12 protein-coding genes, 1 tRNA gene and 1 pseudogene are annotated in these 17645 nt (G+C 55.3%); 9 read left to right on the forward strand and 5 right to left on the reverse strand.

Features of this window, described 5'->3' with window-relative positions; translation table 11 throughout:
- The first annotated feature begins 117 nt into the window (after positions 1 to 117).
- From FJT57_RS04850 to FJT57_RS04875, 6 genes and pseudogenes are all read left to right on the forward strand, one after another.
- A complete protein-coding gene (locus tag FJT57_RS04850) occupies positions 118 to 372 on the forward strand; it encodes an AbrB/MazE/SpoVT family DNA-binding domain-containing protein (RefSeq protein ID WP_144902195.1) in 255 nt (84 codons plus the stop codon).
- 6 nt (positions 373 to 378) lie between these two features.
- The gene (locus FJT57_RS04855) at positions 379 to 783 is read left to right on the forward strand and encodes a PIN domain nuclease (protein ID WP_144902198.1); all 405 of its coding nucleotides are present in this window, start codon (positions 379 to 381) and stop codon (positions 781 to 783) included.
- Positions 784 to 1054: pseudogene (locus FJT57_RS17235) on the forward strand (AAA family ATPase); the annotation flags it as partial.
- A 128-nt stretch (positions 1055 to 1182) separates the two neighbouring features.
- The gene (locus FJT57_RS04865) at positions 1183 to 2127 is read left to right on the forward strand and encodes a DUF4268 domain-containing protein (protein WP_144902200.1); all 945 of its coding nucleotides are present in this window, start codon (positions 1183 to 1185) and stop codon (positions 2125 to 2127) included.
- Between the two features lie 266 nt (positions 2128 to 2393).
- Positions 2394 to 4976, forward strand: coding sequence for a PD-(D/E)XK nuclease family protein (locus tag FJT57_RS04870; RefSeq protein WP_144902203.1), 2583 nt, complete (start codon positions 2394 to 2396; stop codon positions 4974 to 4976).
- Positions 4973 to 7837, forward strand: a complete 2865-nt coding sequence (locus FJT57_RS04875) for a UvrD-helicase domain-containing protein (protein ID WP_144902206.1) — start codon at positions 4973 to 4975, stop codon at positions 7835 to 7837. The genes FJT57_RS04870 and FJT57_RS04875 overlap by 4 nt, the downstream gene beginning before the upstream one ends.
- A gap of 43 nt (positions 7838 to 7880) precedes the next feature.
- On the opposite strand, the gene FJT57_RS04880 is transcribed toward FJT57_RS04875, so the two are convergent.
- On the reverse strand, positions 7881 to 8177 hold the full coding sequence (locus FJT57_RS04880; protein ID WP_144902208.1) for a hypothetical protein: 297 nt from the start codon (positions 8175 to 8177) through the stop codon (positions 7881 to 7883).
- 429 nt (positions 8178 to 8606) lie between these two features.
- On the opposite strand from FJT57_RS04880, the gene FJT57_RS04885 reads away from it, so the two are divergent.
- Positions 8607 to 9695, forward strand: coding sequence for a tyrosine-type recombinase/integrase (locus tag FJT57_RS04885; protein WP_144902211.1), 1089 nt, complete (start codon positions 8607 to 8609; stop codon positions 9693 to 9695).
- Between the two features lie 574 nt (positions 9696 to 10269).
- Here the strand turns inward: FJT57_RS04885 and FJT57_RS04890 are convergent.
- The 3 genes from FJT57_RS04890 to FJT57_RS04900 all read right to left on the reverse strand — a co-directional run bounded on the left by FJT57_RS04890 (position 10270) and on the right by FJT57_RS04900 (position 14280).
- On the reverse strand, positions 10270 to 12762 hold the full coding sequence (locus tag FJT57_RS04890) for an AAA family ATPase (RefSeq protein ID WP_144902213.1): 2493 nt from the start codon (positions 12760 to 12762) through the stop codon (positions 10270 to 10272).
- The gene (locus FJT57_RS04895; protein ID WP_144902216.1) at positions 12752 to 13009 is read right to left on the reverse strand and encodes a hypothetical protein; all 258 of its coding nucleotides are present in this window, start codon (positions 13007 to 13009) and stop codon (positions 12752 to 12754) included. Before FJT57_RS04895 ends, FJT57_RS04890 begins: the two co-directional genes overlap by 11 nt.
- Before the next feature lie 272 nt (positions 13010 to 13281).
- A complete protein-coding gene (locus FJT57_RS04900) occupies positions 13282 to 14280 on the reverse strand; it encodes a tyrosine-type recombinase/integrase (protein ID WP_144902219.1) in 999 nt (332 codons plus the stop codon).
- 777 nt (positions 14281 to 15057) lie between these two features.
- Here FJT57_RS04900 and FJT57_RS04905 point away from each other — a divergent pair.
- Positions 15058 to 15711 carry a helix-turn-helix domain-containing protein gene (locus FJT57_RS04905; protein ID WP_144902221.1) on the forward strand — a complete coding sequence of 218 codons (654 nt, stop codon included), beginning with the start codon at positions 15058 to 15060 and terminating at the stop codon, positions 15709 to 15711.
- Positions 15712 to 16366: 655 nt separating this feature from the next.
- Positions 16367 to 16440, forward strand: a tRNA-Phe gene (locus tag FJT57_RS04910).
- Positions 16441 to 16623: 183 nt separating this feature from the next.
- On the opposite strand, the gene FJT57_RS04915 is transcribed toward FJT57_RS04910, so the two are convergent.
- On the reverse strand, positions 16624 to 17541 hold the full coding sequence (locus FJT57_RS04915) for a hypothetical protein (RefSeq protein WP_144902224.1): 918 nt from the start codon (positions 17539 to 17541) through the stop codon (positions 16624 to 16626).
- Positions 17542 to 17645: the final 104 nt, after the last annotated feature.

The following is a 17645-nucleotide window of genomic DNA, read 5'->3' on the forward strand; positions in this document are numbered from 1 at the left end:
TGGCACCAAGTCCCGCACTGATTGGTGTTGTCCCGATCTCAGCTGCCGTCTGTAACATACGGGAAAAGAGTCGAAATAACGGGGAGTATTTTCTTTCTACAGGCTAAACCTGACGCTATGACGTCGAAAGCCGACAAGCGGGGCCGGATCTACCTCCCCAAGGAGATCCGTGAAAAGCACGGCCAGAAATACCGCATCGTCGAACTGCCGTCGCACGTCGCGTTGTTCCCCGTCGCCGACGACCCGCTCGCCGCGATCGAGGACGAAGTCGGCGACGCCTTGGCGGGCAAAGACGTCGACGAGCTCAAAGCCGAAGCGCGCTCAAAAGCGGCCCGCGAGGTCGCAGCCGAACGCGACGAGGAAGAGGACTGACTCCAGATGTACGTCGAGAGCGATTTTCTGTTTGCCCTCGCGAAGCCCGAGGACTGGCCGAAAGAGAACGCGACGGCCGCGCTCGAATCCGAGGACGTCTACACGTCGCTTACTGCCTACACGGAGTTTCTCGTGTACTGGTACGACGAAGACGCAGCTGAGTACACCGTTGACGCCGCGACGATTGTTCCGAACCTCCTTGAACTCGTGCCGGTCCGTCCCGCAGAACACGAGGAAGCGCTGCTCGCTGCGGTCTCGTTTATCGAAGAGTACGGGACGACGCCATTCGACTCCGTACACGCCGGGATCGCGCACACCAACGGCGATACGGTACTCTCCACAGAACAGGATTACGACACCGTCAGCGTCGACCGCGTTCCCCTCGACTCGTACCTCAACGACACCGAATAAAACGCCGCCGAGGACAGTCATTCACAGATCAGACAGCGGAGCCTTGAATCGCTCACGCCACACCAGCGGACCGTCTACGAGATCCTGGGGGATCACGGTCCGCTCGCCCCGAGCGAGGTCGACGACCGCTACGTCGACGCTGTCGATGATCCGCGGACGAAGCGAACCGTCTGAACATATCTTTCAAAGATGGAGCAGTACAACCTCCCCGCAGCCAAGGGGGACGAGTCGCAATCGAGAGTACAGTGTTGTCGGCGTTGATAGCGGTTGAGACCTCAGTCTGCACTGCTTTCCTATCATAGCGAATTGTAACAGGCATAAATGAGACTGAGAGAGGCGTATTAAACAGCGGATTCTGGCCCACTCCATACTTATTGGAATCCCCACAATAAGTCAGATATGGAACGAGATATCGCCAAAATCCAAGAGCATAACCTTCGCTCTGTCTGGGCGAACGAAGAGAGAGACTTTACTCGTTGGTTGAGAGAAAATGTCAATTTGTTAGGGGCTGAGCTCGGGATTGAGCTTGAAGATGCACGTACGGAAGAAGCAGTTGGTGACTTTTCAGCTGATATCGTAGCACGGGAGATGAATACAGGGGAAGCCGTGGTGATCGAAAATCAATACAATAAGACAGATCACGACCACCTTGGAAAGTTGTTGACGTATTCATCAGGCAAAGATGCAGGTTTCACGATCTGGTTAGCTGAGGAATTTAGACCAGAACATCGTAGTGTGCTTGAATGGTTGAATGAGAGCGGACCGAAGGATGTCAAATTCTTCGCGATCAAACCACGTGTTGTGAGTGTGGAAGGCTCGGACAAACGTGGATTTGAGTTTGAAATAATTGTTGAGCCAAATGAATGGGAACGAGATATTACAGATGATTCTCTTTCAGAATCCGAGCGGAGCTATCGGCAGTTTTTCGCTGAGCTTGTCGAAGCGTACTCTGAGAAACGACCGAGCTGGTACAAACTCAAGCCTGGCCCTCGTAATTACCTAACCTTCAGTGCTGGTCTGTCGAGAGTCAGGCTGGGATGGGTTTTCCATCAGGGACCGGAATTCTCGGTTGAACTCTACATATCAACACCGGATAAAGAACGCAACGAAGAGATTTTTCAGTCGTTACGAGAAGAACAGGAAGACATTGAATCAAGCTTAGAAGCTGAATTAGAATGGGAACGTTTGCCGGAAAAACAGGCCTGCCGAATTAAATGGCCCACACCGATCGAAGCGAGTATTACTGAACTAACAACCGATCAGCGTACCCAACTAATTGAGTGGGGGGTGGATGCGATGAACGTCTTCCAGAATGAATTCGAGCCGAGAGTTTCTCAACTTTAACCTCTAAAATATTCCTTGAAGCGGACCGTCGACATTTGATAGCCTAATAGTTTATTTCCGTTAATAGTGGGAGTTATGTTACAACTATATAAATCTATATTCCAAATTAGGGTCGAATATGTTCGCTCTTAGCTATTGTCTTGTTGGTATTGGCGGACAACCAGAGTGATTCGGCAATTCATACACAAATATGCCGAAATGGGATTCAATCGCACTCTCTACGACTTAACCCCCACATTTAACCAAATACTTACCAACAGCATAGCGTGTCTATTCGCCGCGCCCGACCGCTCGACGCCCTCTACGAAGCAGTCGCCGACCACGACCTCGTCATCGTTCCCGACAACGCGCTCGCGGACGCAATTAACCGGCGCGTCGAAACGCCACAATTCGGAACCTTCGCGACCACACCCCGCCGAATCGCAACCGGCCGCCGCGAACAAGCCGAGGATCGCCTCGCTTTCCTCGAAGTAATCGACCAGACCGACCACTCCTGGAAGGCCATCGCCTACGCCATCGGTAACGTCCTTCAGTGCTGGGAACACCGGGGAACCCACGACGCGGTCCTCGACTACGACGCCTACACCGACGACACGACCGAACAGGTCGTCGGAATTATGGCCGGCCTCCAGTCGACATCGAACCAACTTACCGACTACACTATCGACAACGAACAGTCCGTCGCCGTCGTCGGATACAAACAACTGACTGAACTGGAACGCTCTATTCTCCCAGTCAACTACGACCGCGTTGGCCTCTTCACTGACGACCCATTCGACCACCCGCCCTTCCACGTCTTCGACTCTTCGGCCGACATCATCGACTCACTTCTCGATACCGTAACGGCTGAGAATTCCGAGGAGATTGCCGTCGTCCTCGACAGCGGGAGCCGGTACTCTTCGCTCGTCGAATCGGCGCTCGACGCAGCTGATATCCCGTACTACGGCGGATCGGGCTTCGTCGACGACCCCGACCATCGGGCATTCGTATGTCTCCTCCGGTCGGCGTATCGCGGGTCGGACACGACTGTAGCGGACGTCAAGTCGGTTTGCTCGCAAATGGGTATCGGGGTCGACATCGAGCACGACGAGAAGCGTCTCAGAGCGGTTGAGATTCCGAAAATCGAATGGATTCGCGAGTTCTGCGGGGACATCGATTCTCGCACCTTCTCGGAAGCCGTCAACGACTACGAGTCGAAGACCGGTCGCTCCCTGGACGACTTCCGCAATGAACTCTCCGAACTCGACCTCGCCGACCAATCCGTCGACCGTCGCCGGGTCGAGGACCTCGTCTACTACCTCCAGACATACGAGGTCCCGGTCGACCGCGAGAACGAGGGCGTCCTGCTCGCCGACGCCAAATCATCGGGTTACGTCGACCGACCAGTCGTTTTCTACCTAGGCATCGACGAGGGATGGACTCACTCAGCACCGCAACGCCCCTGGGTGGACACTGAGGCGCAGTTCGAGCGATACATCCGGCGGTTCCAACTTCTGCTCCAGAGTGGGGCCGAGCAATACTACCTCGTCCAGGACACCGCGGGCGGGCAACCGGTGACGCCGTGTCTGTATCTCGGCGAGCTACTCGATGCGGACTTCGAGCGGTTCAGCGACCTGGACTCGGTACGTTACACACGTCCTCCCGACGACGGCGCGGGCGGCTTCGAGAAGGAACCCGTCAACGTCGATCCAGAGGCCATCGACACCGTCAGCCAGTCGAGTCTCAACACCTACGTCAACAGCCCGCGGGACTACTTCTTCAGCCGGCTCCTCGATAGTCCCGACAAAGACTACTTCCGCGAGGGTAACCTCTTCCACGACTTCGCGGAGTTCTACGTCAACCACCCCGACCGGATCGACGACGTGGCCATCGACGAGGTCGTCGATGTTATGCTCGACGAGGCGGGTGCGTTCTTCCACGAAGATGACGAGCCGCTTCGCAGGCGGAAGTACCGAATTGGGCTGGAGACCATCGTCGAGTTCCTCGACGCGAACCGTCCGGAACGAGATGACTTCCTCACGCCTTCCTCGGGTTGGGGTACCAACTTCTTCGAGGACCACTTTGGCGAACCGATCGACTCACCGCTCACCGAGCGGTGGTTCGAAAACGAGGCCATCGGTGCCAAGGGGAAGATCGACCTCATCCGCGCCGCCGACCACCTCGTCGACTACAAGAGCGGACGCAGGAAGTCGGCCTACAGCGTCGTCACGGGCGCGGCCGTTGATCCGCCGGACGATACGCCGAACTTTCAGGCCGCGCTCTACCTGAGTCACTTCCGGACTGAACAGCCGGGCACGCGAATCGAGTTCACGTTTTTCCACTTCCTCGAGACGCTGGATGGAGTCGTCGCCGGCGAAGCCGACCTCGACGACACGCTGACCACGGTGACGTACTATCCTGAGACGTTCGCCGCATTTGTCGCATCCAGGGAAGCCTACGGGATACTCCTTGACGGGTACAACGACTGCGTCGCGACATTCGAAGACCTTGGATTCGAGGCCTACGAGAACATCGTGACTAACCTCTCCTTCCCTGAGACGACCGACCGCGACGAACTTCGGGAGTCGGCGTTCGCCCGGAAGTTCACCGACGCGGTCGACGCGGCCACGGGAGGCGACGTGGACGCCGAGAAGGGCTGCGACCAGGCCATCCGCGAACTCAACGGCGTTCGCAAGCGTGCGTTCTTTCGGGAGAACCTCGACTCGTTCGAAGGGTTCCTCGCGGACCGCATCGAGGAGATCAACCACTACCGGGCTGGCGAGGACCGATTCCCCGTCGACGGGCCCGCTGGCGAACCGAACTACCGGCGCGTCGACCATCGCGACCTGCTGTTGGAGGGTGAGCGATGACCGGTCTCGAGCCCAACCGCCGACAGCGTGAACTCATCGAAAACACCGACGGGATCTATCTCGTCGACGCCGGGGCCGGGACCGGGAAGACGTTCGCCGTGACGCGACGGTACGCCACCATTGTCGACCAGTCGAGCGTCGAACCGGACGATGTGCTCCTCGTGACGTTCACCCGGAGCGCCGCCACGGAGATGAAAGAGCGCATCGTCGACCATTCGAGCTATGGTCTTCGGGAACTCGCCGACGTGCCCATTCAGACGTTCCACTCGCACTGCCACGACATCCTCCAGGAGCACGGTTACGACGCACCGACCTACCTCGGCATCGACGACTGCATCACCGGGTCGGCCCGCCTTATCGAGGACGAGCTCGTCGAGAATGAGCTGTTCCGGGAGTTCCTCGGACAGTTCCGCGACGCCCATCCTGAGTATGCTGACCAGTTCCGGACCGTCCGCGACTCGCTCGAACTCCTCGACGTCGTCAAGGAACTGGCGTCCAAGGGCATCTTCCCGACTGCCGACGGGTGGTACCGTGACTGCGAGGAACACCTCGATGGCGACTTCGAACTATTCCGTGAACTCTTCGACGAGGTAAACGAGCCCAGAAACGGCGGGAGCAAGCAGTCGAAGCTCCGGGATTCACTCGGTCGCTTCGGGACCAACAAGACCTACCTCCCCGACGCGCCATCGAAGTCCGGGTTACGAGGCGGCCGGGGAACCAAGCAACTCGACGACCCCGTCGCAGAGCAGGTCTTCGACGAGGATCGCGAGGATCTCAAGGCGTTTGTCCACGATGTCTACTTCGAATACCTCGAGTTTGCCCTCAGCCGTAACTTCCTCAACTTCGGGTTTATACAGCTGTTCGCCTTTGTCCTGCTCTGCGAGAACCACGACCTCCGAGACCGGGTCGCCTTCGAGTACGTGATGGTGGACGAGTTCCAGGACACCAGCGAGATACAGTTCAAGCTGGCACTCCTCCTGGCCGACACCGATAATCTCTGTGTCGTCGGTGACTGGAAGCAGAGCATCTACTCGTTCCAGTACGCCGACGTCGACAACATCGTCGAATTCGAGAACCGACTCGGACGGTTTGCGGCCGACCTCAACGATGACGCCGATCGCGTGTCCTTCGCAACGGATGCCGTCCACCGGATCGAACTGGAGGAGAACTACCGGTCCACCCAGACTATCCTCGACTTCTCCGAAGAGGCGCTCGTCACGCCGGCAACGAGCAAGGACGAGGTGGACGAGAGCGCCCTCGACAACGTTGTGTCGCTATCTTCCAACGCGTCCTTCGACGAGACGACCATCGAGGCGATACAACACGAAGACGAGCACGAAGCGGTCCTTTCGACCGTCCAGCGCGTCGTCGGAAACGACGATTACGCGGTCGAGGATGAGGATGGAAACCGCCGGCCACCGGAATACGGCGACATTGCCGTCTTGACTCGGACGCGAGACTACGGCCGAGAACTACTCGACGTTGCGGAGACGTACGATTTCCCGATGGCCTACGACGGCGGCGTCGAGCTGTTCCGGACCGACCCGGCGAAGCTCTTGCTCGCGTGGCTACGCATCCTGGAAGCAGACGCCGACCGCGGCTGGGCCGTCGTCCTCGAACGCGCCGGCTACACGCTTGATGAAGTCAGCCACTTGCTCTCGACCGGCGACTACCCGACCAACATAGCCGACTTCCGGGATAAACTCGACGCGATGGAATCCGTCGGGTCGGTCGCCCGCCGGGTCTTTGACCGCTATGGGTTCGACGGCGACTACACCGACGTCATCCTCCACACGATCCAGTCGATCCACGACTCGACGACGCTGACCCGCGGCGACTTGATCCGGTTCATCGAGCGGGCCATCGAAAATGGAGTGACCCACGACGTCCACACCAGTGCTGGCGACGATTCGGCCACTGTCCAGACTATCCATGGGGCGAAGGGCCTAGAGTACCCCATCGTGATCCTCGCGAATATGAACGACGGTCGGTTCCCACCTTCGTCGCGAGACTCGAGCGTCATTCGATACGAGGAGCCGGTCGGGCTTCGTCAGCGAAAGCAGTATGCCGAGGTTCACGAGCACCCCCACGTCTACGACAACTGGCGTCACGACGTCCTTCGACACTGTCTGCCTCGCGAGTACAACGAAGAACGGCGGCTGCTCTACGTCGCTATCACGCGGGCCGAGAGCCACGTCATCTTCGGCTGCGGCGAGGAGCCCAACACGTTTATCGAGGAGTTGCCCGTCGAGATACAGACCGAATCTCCAGCGGTCGAGGCGATCGAACGAAACCGGACCGTTCAGGCGCAGCTTCCGTTCACTATCCCCCCACCCGATGGACCCGTCGGTGAAACGCCGCACTCGTTGATGGACGACAGCGTCTACGAGGAAGCGGACAAAGAGATGGAACCCGTCGACGGACGCGGCATCGGCTTCGGCTCCGACCTCCACGAGTTCGCCGAGGACTACGCCTACGGGGTCGACGTTACGCCGTCGAACGCAGACGAGCGACGAGTCCAAGAGTTCGTCGATGGACTTGATGGCGAACTGTTCGTCGAAGAGTGGGCCAGATTGCCACTCGAGGTCGACGGTGAGCGGGTCACGATCTCCGGGATCGTCGACCTGGTCCATGTGACGCCGGATCGTGTCGAGATAGTCGATTACAAGACCGACCTGAGCCGTCGGGCCGAGGAGGAGTACCGGAAACAACTGAGCGTCTATTATCACGTCCTCGCGTCGGAATACAAGGATCGGAAGGTAACGACGAGTATCTACTACACAGCGCAGGATGAGCACGTCCCGCTACCACCGCACTCTGTCGAAGAGCTACGCGACGTGGTAAGACAATGTCAGGAGTAGATGGCGAACCGAACTGGCAGATCGATATTCGTCGCCAGCAGATCTAGGCCTCATTGAGATAATCGTCGGGTGGGTAGCCGGCCCTCGAAACCCGGATCCGCGCCTTCTTACGTACGGTTTTGTTTGCAGGCCGCTCTTCGTGCTCTTGGATGTACTCCTTAATGTACGCCGCCATCTCGTCCATCAGATCGAGCCCGGCGGTATCCACCACGCTCTCTAGCGTCTGCTTGTACCCTTCCTCCGACGCCGGAAACCCCTGCCGCGACTCCAATACCTCGTCGTTGGCCGCTGCTATCTCGTAAAGATGGCCCTTCATCCGTAGCTCGACATCTCGCTCCATCGCATCCATATTGGGTGGAACTGACTATAAGTCTCGGTATTGCCATCGTCATACAACCCCAGATTGCTTTCTCCGGCAATCCCGGGATTGCTAATATCGGTAAAACCGGGGAATGCCAATTCCGATAACCCGGGATTCGCAATCCGTTGAGTCTCGGGATTGCCAATCATAGGAATTGGCGAGTCCCGCACTGACGGTGAGCAAATAACCGGAATTGCTGAAGTCTTCTTGGACTCGACAAACGATTTGATTGTAGTTTCCGGAGCGCGCGTGAGGCTAAGAGATGACTTGAATATGACTCCAGTCGAGAAAACGCGGCGAGGATCCGACTATGATCACCAATTATCTGGATACGACTACCAATTCTGCTAATTCACCAATCCCAATTAATTGGACAGTATATGTACTGCGGGTGAATTGGGTGCGGTGATGGTTGGGCGAGAACTCGAACCCCTCGCGCCGCAGGAAGCCCTCGATTGGTATCTCGAACATCGACTGGACGACCTGCGAACCGCGACTCGACGAAAGCACTCATCGGCGCTCGGAACGTTCGTCGATTGGACGGACGAAGCCAATATCGACAATATGAACGACGTCAGCGGTCGAACGTTGATGGAATTCAAGACGTGGCGAAAGAACAACACTGCGTTGAATACGCTCAGTCTCAACGGCAATCTCGCTATCCTGCGTGTTTTCCTCCAGTTCTGCGAAGACATCGATGCAGTCCACGCTGATCTTTCAGAGCGTGTCCCATTACCGAACGTACCGCCAGACGAGGAAGTCAACGAGTTCGTCCCTGACTCCGAAGAAGTAGAGGGAATCCGATCCTATTTTCGCCGATTCGAGTATGCTTCGAGGGCGCACATCGAATTCGAGCTGATTGCTGAGATCGGCCTTCGTATGGGTGCCGTGCGCGCTATCGACCGCGACGATTTCGACCGGGAAGATCGAGTGATTCACCTCCGTCACCGTCCGGAAGGCCGCGAAGAGTACGGAACACCACTCAAGAACGGTTCCGATGGTGAACGTATTATCAACATCTCCGACGGACTACGGGACTTTATCGCTGATTACGTCGAATACACACGGCACGATGTTGTCGACAGTTACGACCGTAAGCCGCTATTCACAACGTCTTCGGGCCGCCCATCGACAACAACCATACGACGTGATTTCTACAAGATGGCCCGGCCGTGCACGTACGCAAATGACTGTCCACACGACCGAGAGCAGTCAGACTGCGAAGCGGCTCAGAACTCAAGCGCGGCAAAGTGTCCGTCGAGCTTTAGCACTCACCCGATGCGGAAGTGGTCGATAATGCATCAGTTGGACGAGGGCGTCCCAAAGGAACTGCTGAGTGACCGTGTCGACGTCTCGGTTCCCGTACTCGACAAGCACTACGATCAGCGAACCGAGGAACGGAAGTCTCGGCGTCGACGGGAGGCTCTGGAAGCTAATCTTACTCAATATGCGATGACGGATGGTGGGCATCCTGTAGACGAAGATCCAAACGAATAGTTTGTCGGTTGGAATGGACCTGGAGTTCTCCTGCTGTCTCTTCCTTGATCGCATTCTGGAACTCTGTGTTGGTCTTATCTTCCACGGGGTCATCAGTGAATCAACCGGTAGAACAACCGTGCGAATTGACAGTTGGAGTTTCTACTAATTCAGATAGATGTTCTGATAACCGTCCAAGATACAACGCGCGAATGCAGCACGTCGCACTCCGAGAATCGGGGCCGTCTGATTCGGTTAGTACAGGGCGCGTATTCAGCATCGCACAAACTGCGACTGTTGGGACGCCGACGCTGAATTCCCGTGTTGGCCGGAGGGTATCATAGAACAGTTTGCACACCCATCGTCTCCCTTCTAAATCCTCAATACAGCTTCTGGAGGTACTGGGAGTACTCCTGTCTTAGGGAGCCTGTCATACAATAGTTGCCAACGGATATAATTCGAAGCCTCGGTTTTGAATAGAACTATCGGATGTCGAGATTACGGGCTTAAGCGCGAAGTTGGGGCTCTATAATCGTTATGCGGAGGGCGTGAGACGTATTCTATGACACGCTGTAATTCCTCTACTTATCTCAAATCAGCTCCATTGAATATCATAGTGGGACCGGCAATTGCATCTAAGCTCGTGATAATCTCCACCGAACTCCTCATAGCGGATACACGAGCCACATTCATCGCAGTATAGGAGTTCGTAAGCAGCCTTATGTGCTTCAAAAACTTCCTCGAATTCAGACGGACTTAGCGTCAACCATCGTCCAGGAGTCCAGTGAACGCGACGATTTACTTTATTCAGTTGTTGTCCCACTTCGTTTAGGACTGATCCATAAGCATTGTCAAGATCGTTTGCTTCGGAAAACATTTCGTCAGATTGATCGAGATTGTCTTTCGCTCTTCCAGTGAGTGTGTCTAATCGGCGACAAACTGAGTCTTTGAAGTCACTGAGCGTATGCCGGAGCCGAGGATCATATTCGACTTTGCCTCCTAGCGATACTGCACACTGTTGGAACATACGCTCTGTAGCATATCGAAGTTCATGGGCCGCCCGTTCCATTTCATCGTCTTCCATCGCCTCTTCAACGGTTTCCCACTGCTCATAGACGTCAATATACCCGCGACTTTCTTTCACACCGTCATCGAATGACCACTCTCGTAGTCGTATCTGCGGTCCACCTTGTAAGGCCCCTTGGCTGGATAATTGTTCGGCCCACAGTTCATCATGGGTTGTAATGATTACTTGATAGTCCTCTGCGAACTCTTTAGCTATCATCTGTGCAATTTCGAGACGATGGCTCTGATCAACGGACATAACCACGTCGTCAAGAAGGAGGAGGGACTTCTCGTCCTGTTGTAGATAGTCGGCAAGGGCGAGATGGAGACAGAGGCCCAACGAATCCAAATGGCCCTCACTAAATACGGAGTGGGGAGGGTACTCACCGGCATTATAGAACTCTTTTTGCAGGTCCGCACCAGTTTCTGTAACGACAATTGAGGTTGAGGTATCGAACTCGTCCGGATGAATCGAATTATAATACGTTTCGACACGATCTGTGATGTCGTCGTAAATCTCTCCGATCACCTCACTACGGGCAGCTATGAACGCCGACTCAGCGGTCTCCGTGTCGGATACCAGTGAGTCCAAACGGTCAACCTTATCATCCAGGTTCTCGTATTCTTCCCACCGTTCAGCAACGGACTTGAGACGCTCGTATCGCTGTTCAGTGTCACTGATATCATCGAGATCTTCGGCCGTCGATTTCAAGGAATTCGTTGTCTGAATGGCTTCCTCGATTTGGGCACTGATATCCGTATCATCTGACCCGGCAATAGGGAGATTGAGTGGTTTGAAATCGATGTTTCCGAGCAAATCACCGGATATCATCTCCGTTGATTTTCTTAGTGCCGTATTGAATTCAGATAGTGTCTCTACTTCTGGGTATTGATCTTCCTTCAACTCTTTTGTCAGATACTCCAAATAATCCAATCCACGTTCGAGCTCCTTCCGCAGATCGGATTGTAGCTGATCGATATTGTCTACGGTCTGCTGAAATTCGTGAAGTTGCTCGCGCCGATGACGTACATCTTCTAATAAGGAGCCGTCCCCTCGCCAGTCCTGAGCACAGAGCGGGCACACGTCTGCGTCGGCATCGATAACTTCTTCCCCCAGTTCCAGCAGTTCAAGCTTCGATGCGGATATTTTGGAGGTATCTCTCTCCCTGTATTCTTTAATCAAGTCATCCAACCGGTCGATTTGTTCAGGCAGGTCGTCACAGAAATCGCCTAGCCAATCTGCAAATTGGTTTAATTCCTTTCGTGGTCGTTCCCGTTGGAGTGCCTGTGTGGACACCGCCTCTACGGGGGATTCGATACCTTCTCGGACAGTTCCAGGATCGATTTCGTCAACGGGCTCGCCATCGAACGAGGTTCTGAGACGGTTGATCGTCTCAATAGTGTCTGTTCGAAGCATTATTGAATCAGACGCGTCCGATTCAGCGAGTTCTTGTAATCGTTCATTCGCTGTTTGACGCGAAGCTTTCGCTTTTTCCAGTTCATCTTCGAGAGCTTTTCGGGTCCGTTGGAGTGCAAGACGTCGTTCGTCGATGTCGGGGAGATCCAATAATTCGCTGAGAACCTCTCTCCGAGAGCTCGGTTGAGCGATGATTAGATCCAGCAAGTCATCCCGGGTGAGGATGTGTTGTCCTTGAAGCGCGGTATCGATCGTTCGCTGTAGCGAGACTGGTAGTTCTTCTATTGGTGGTTCGAGATCGGTCGAGTCGGTCGATCGCTCTACAGACACCTGTGTATCGCGTCCGGGATCTGTGAAAACTCCAGAGACTACACAATCACCGTTTGCGTCGACGTTGGGTATGACATCTTGCTTCCTGACGCTCTTCATTCCATCTCTGTCGAGCTGACGAATATCATGTGTAAGGAGGAAGTTGATAGCCTCTAATATCGAACTTTTCCCAGAGCCATTGGGTCCGACAATGATCGCATTATTTCCTTCAGGCTCGAATGTGTAGCTTCCTTTTACTCCTCGAAAGTTTTCGATGTCGAGCCTCTCAAGCTTCATCGTTGTCACCAATCGTCGCTATAAGCTCATCTGAGAATTCGCGCGGTGGATCATCAGCTAGTACTTCCGTAAGTACTGTCTCGGCTATTTCCTCGTCAATATCGCTCTCTTCAATTCTCGATGTGAACGATTCGAATATCTCTCCACGAATCTCATCGGAGCTGGCACCGGGGTCCACCATTTGATATGTAATCGGGAACTCAGGAAATCCAGATAAACCTTTCCCGGTGAGGGTGTCATAGAACATCCGCACAGCATTTCTTTCGTCGAAACCGCGATGAGCTATCCGTTCACTACGCAATTCTACTGAACGGCTGATTCATCCGGATCGGTGTGAAACCAACGACGGGCAACTGCTGACTTCACCCTCTATATTCAGCAGCCAGTTCCTGACAGAATTTGGGTAAATAACGACCCTGTGTGATACAGCATTCGTCTGTACTGAGCAAATCTGGGATCATCAAACCGAGAAGAGATATTGTAGTCTCTCTTGTCCAATTGAGAGTAGTAGGGAGTCGATTAGATATTATCGAGGTATCCTCTTCGTTGCTCTAATTTGACCTCTTCAGAACGTCGGTCGTAGTGTTTATCGAGAACGTCACGACTCACATTCATCCGGTCGCTAACGATCTCGGTCGGTATATCCTTCGTGAGGAAGTGAGTAATGCTACCTCGACGAATTGGATGCGGACTGACCGCTTCTGGACACTTTTTTTCCTCCGCACCTGTACAACCGGGGCAAGGCTCATTCCGGAAGCACGGTGCAGTGATACGGTACACGATTCTCCTGATGTTAGTCCGTGTCATTCTTCCGTGGGAAGTCGTTAATAGTGGTTCTCGACCGTACTCGTCGGTGATCTCTAGTCGTCTGTTTTCGATGAAATCTTGCAAAACCTCAGAAAAGCCTTCTGTAATAGCAATGGGCCGCTCACCAGTCCCACCGTTCTTTAATTCGGTCCCCTGCTCAGGACAGTGAACAAGTTCAATCCGTTTGTCTTGGGTATCAATATCTTCGAGATTCAAGGAATGAGCACCACCTAACCGCATACCCGTCTCCCAGAGGAGTGCGAATATCGTATGTTCAATCGATGCAAAATGATACCTCTCCAAATGTTCTCGAATGGCCTCTGCAGTTTCAGCCTCAAGCATCTCGTCGGATCGCTCTTCTTCCGGTGTCACTCGTGGAATCATTACCTTCTCGTAGAGGTCTGCAGGGACCGCTTCCATCGAACCACACCACTTGATGAACACCCGGATGGTGCTCATCTGCTGAGTCAAGGTGATTTTCTTTAGATCACCGTCATCCTGACGCCAAAGGCGATACTCTTGTAGATCACGGCCAGTCAAGTCATTCAGGTTATCTATATCGCTCTCAGCACACCACCGAACGAAGGGGTTAAGTCGAGATCTGTGCGACTGCACCGTCTGCTTGGAGGCATCCATTTCTTTCTGTTTCACGTACAGTTCTTGCGCGCGGTCCGGCTCCAACGGTTCGAGTTCGTCGTGTTCTGTTTTCATCGATCTCACAGAACCGCGTTAGGAGGCTGGAGCGCGTCGATGCCGACAGGGAAGGAAACCCGCGCGATACGCGCTGGGTCCGCCCGAGCCCATACGTATCACGCACGGTTTCTAAGGCATGGTTTTCGGGCCGGGCTCTCATCGGAACGCGTGGTTATCTTGGTGGCGCTACCGCGCCGCGCGTACGGTATTGAGGGTGCAGCAACGTTTCTCTCTCCTCCACACCTCGTTTCGAACCTCCTCACAGGGATCGTAGGCTGCCGTTCGTTGGGCTGTTCTCTGGGCATACCGAGAGGCTGAAGCAAGCGATTAAGCTGTGCGATTCGGACGAGTGCGACGGCACATACGAGTGGAATCCACTGCCCCGTTATAAACGTCTTACCCGATTAAGCTAAATCTCGATGGTATTCTGGACCCCTTATTCGATTGTATGGCAGACAGCAACCACACCAGCGAGACGAGCAGAGACACTGAATCAAAATTCTATCTCCCTGTGGGCGTTTCTCCATCTTCCGAAGAGAGTCGAATCGAGCGCATCTGGACGGCTCTCTTTAATCACCGCGTCTGAGAAATCAGAACCGCGGCAAGCGGTGATGATAACGGAGAATTAGTCACCGAATTTTTCCAAGAACATCGGAACTGGCCAAGTCCGAGGATCCTCATACGAGGGCCTCGGGCGTTTATTGGCGAACGTCGCAAGAGGGGTTTCAACTAAGTATTTCGGACACTGAAATAGAGCAGGAAACACGGTTTGTAACCCACTCGTGCGGAGAACCAATGAGCGATATTAAAGCCGTCATCCGAGTCGAACACCCAGATATTGTGCTCACGAGGACCGTCAGTCACGACCAAAGTGCGAAAGTGATGCCTGTGTCGGAGGCAGGAACTGACCCCGATTCGGGCCGATTTCTATACCACGTTGCGTCAGCGGACTTCGATCGGTTCGAAGAGGGGTTACGGAATGACCACACGATAGCAGCGTTCAAGCGAGTCATCGAAACCACCGCCGAGAGGGCAATCTATAGCTTCGAGTACACTGACGAAGCGAAGACGTTCTCGCCGGTGATCTCGAAAGCCGACGGTGTCGCGCTTGAGATGGAAAACGATGGCAACGCGTGGCTCATCTCGCTGTGGATGCCCGATCGGGAAAAACTGGCCGATGTTTGGGACTACGCCCAGGCCAACAGTATCGACATCGACCTACGGCGGGTAAACGAGTATGCTAGTCTGGGGAAAACAACTTCCGGATTGACTGAAACGCAACGCGAGGCGCTACTCGTCGCATTCGAAGCAGGGTATTTCAAGGATCCGCGCGACGTAACGCTCAGCGAGGTTGCGGACACACTCGACATTTCGAAGCCAGCAGCCAGTGGTCTGCTTCGACGCGGGATCCAGCGATTAATCATCGCAAGTCTCGTCGAAGACAGTTGAACAACAAACGCGCTCGTCAGTGAGTCACACGCGCTGTGCTCCAGTCACCCTGCTCTCTCAACTCTACCTGTGGATCGAATATTTTCTGAAGCGAGTACCGTTCATCATCGTACCGCAGGTCGTGGGTGTTCCCACTCCGATGGAACGGCCCTTCGACGACGATCTGAATCGTTTGGCTCAGGTACTCCAGACAGTTCGCTCCTGGAGGTGGGCCTTCCGCTTCTCGTGTCCCACTGCCGAATTCGAAGCCGCCGTCTCGGCTGTAGAGCGGCCCTGTTGAGACCTTCAGCGTTGATACTGAGCAGATCCATTCATCCTCCCGGATCCCGCAAATTCGAGGAGAGATCAGCCGCGAAGCAAACCGCAACACTGTGAGAGGAAGCCGACGGCGTCCGTTATGTCGACCAGTGGGGACGGCGGGGTCGCAACAGGGAGCGAACTCAGTACGATGGTAAAGCCCAGTACTCCTCGGTTGCAGTATCGATTCAACCCGTCACGACGAGGCGGAAATCTCGAACCGGATTCGAACGAACGCGTGTACCAGAACGGAGAGGAGACCGGTTAGATTGAAACACAGTCCAGAACAGCCAAATCTCGCTGACGACGCGGCGATCCGAAACCCTTTTTTATATACTGGGCGTCGGTCGAAGTGCGCGCCGCCTTAGCTCAGACTGGGAGAGCACTCGACTGAAGATCGAGCTGTCCCCGGTTCAAATCCGGGAGGCGGCATTTTCCTGCGAACGAAGTGAGCAGTGAAAACGATACCCAGACGGATTTGAACCAGCGAGCAAACCTGTAATTTGCGAGTGAGGTTCAGAATTCGGGAGGCGGCATTTTCCTGCGAACCAACCGAAGAGCGCACTGCCCGAGCCGCGAGTAGAGAGTGTACCGCGCCGAACCGAGACACCCCCTCTACGTGTACCGGTCGATGAGCGCGGACACCTCGTCGATGTAGTTCTCGCGGACGCGCCTGTTCGACATCTCCTGGACGTGCGTCGCCGTCTGATCGATATTCGGGCTCGTCCCGAGGGGTCGGTCCACGAGGTCGTACTGTGAGATCAGTTCGACGGGGCCGTCGACCGCTTCGAGGTTGTCGATGATGGCGTCGATGGAGCGCCTGATCTCGGTCCGTTCGGCGAAGTCGGGACAGCGGGTCATCCACCCGCGGTCGCCGTCGCGCTCGTAGGCGGCCCACACGTCGGCCTCGAAAAACCGCGTTTCGCCCCGGTACTCGATGTTCGAGACGCTGTCGTCCTGGACGTAGATCGCGTATTCGGGCGCTTCCTGATCGAGTCCGAAAATCGAGAAGAAGTCGTCCCACTCGGTCGGCAGGTCGTCGAGTTGGCCGGTCAGCGCGACGTCCCACACCTGTTTGCCGGCGCTGGTCCGCCGGTCACGCCACGAATCGAGGCGGCTCTGATCGATGAAGACGGGAATCGAGTTCCGGCCGATGCCCTCGTAGAGCCCCGCGTAGTAGACGCCTTTCATCGGTTCCAGGCGGACGACCGGCTGGCCCGAACTGATGCTGACCAGCGCGTCGATGCTGGTCGGCGCCCGCGTCGACAGCGCGTCTCTGAACTCGAAGTGCCGCTGCTTGATGAGCCGCGGATCTCCGAAAATCATCGGGGCGTACAGCGACAGCGTCCCCTCAACGGTGACGTACGACCCCGTGTTGAGCGTATCCTGCCGGTGCGCGGCCCAGAACTCCTTGACGCCGCCGATTTCGTCGACGCCGCCGTCGGGAACGGCGGTCTTCCGCTGGTGATAGACGCTCGCGGCGTCGACGCCCAACGATAACGCCCCGAGCGTGGCAGTGATCGGATCGACCATACCGTACTTTCCCAAACGACGTTACTTAATCTTCACCGATACTGACAGGACGGCTCGCTCTCCCGGTTGCATCGGATCCGGAGATGCGAATCGAATGTCGGAGA

Origin of the sequence: Halobellus captivus (assembly GCF_007655485.1) — an archaeon.
Classification (GTDB): domain Archaea; phylum Halobacteriota; class Halobacteria; order Halobacteriales; family Haloferacaceae; genus Haloquadratum; species Haloquadratum captivum.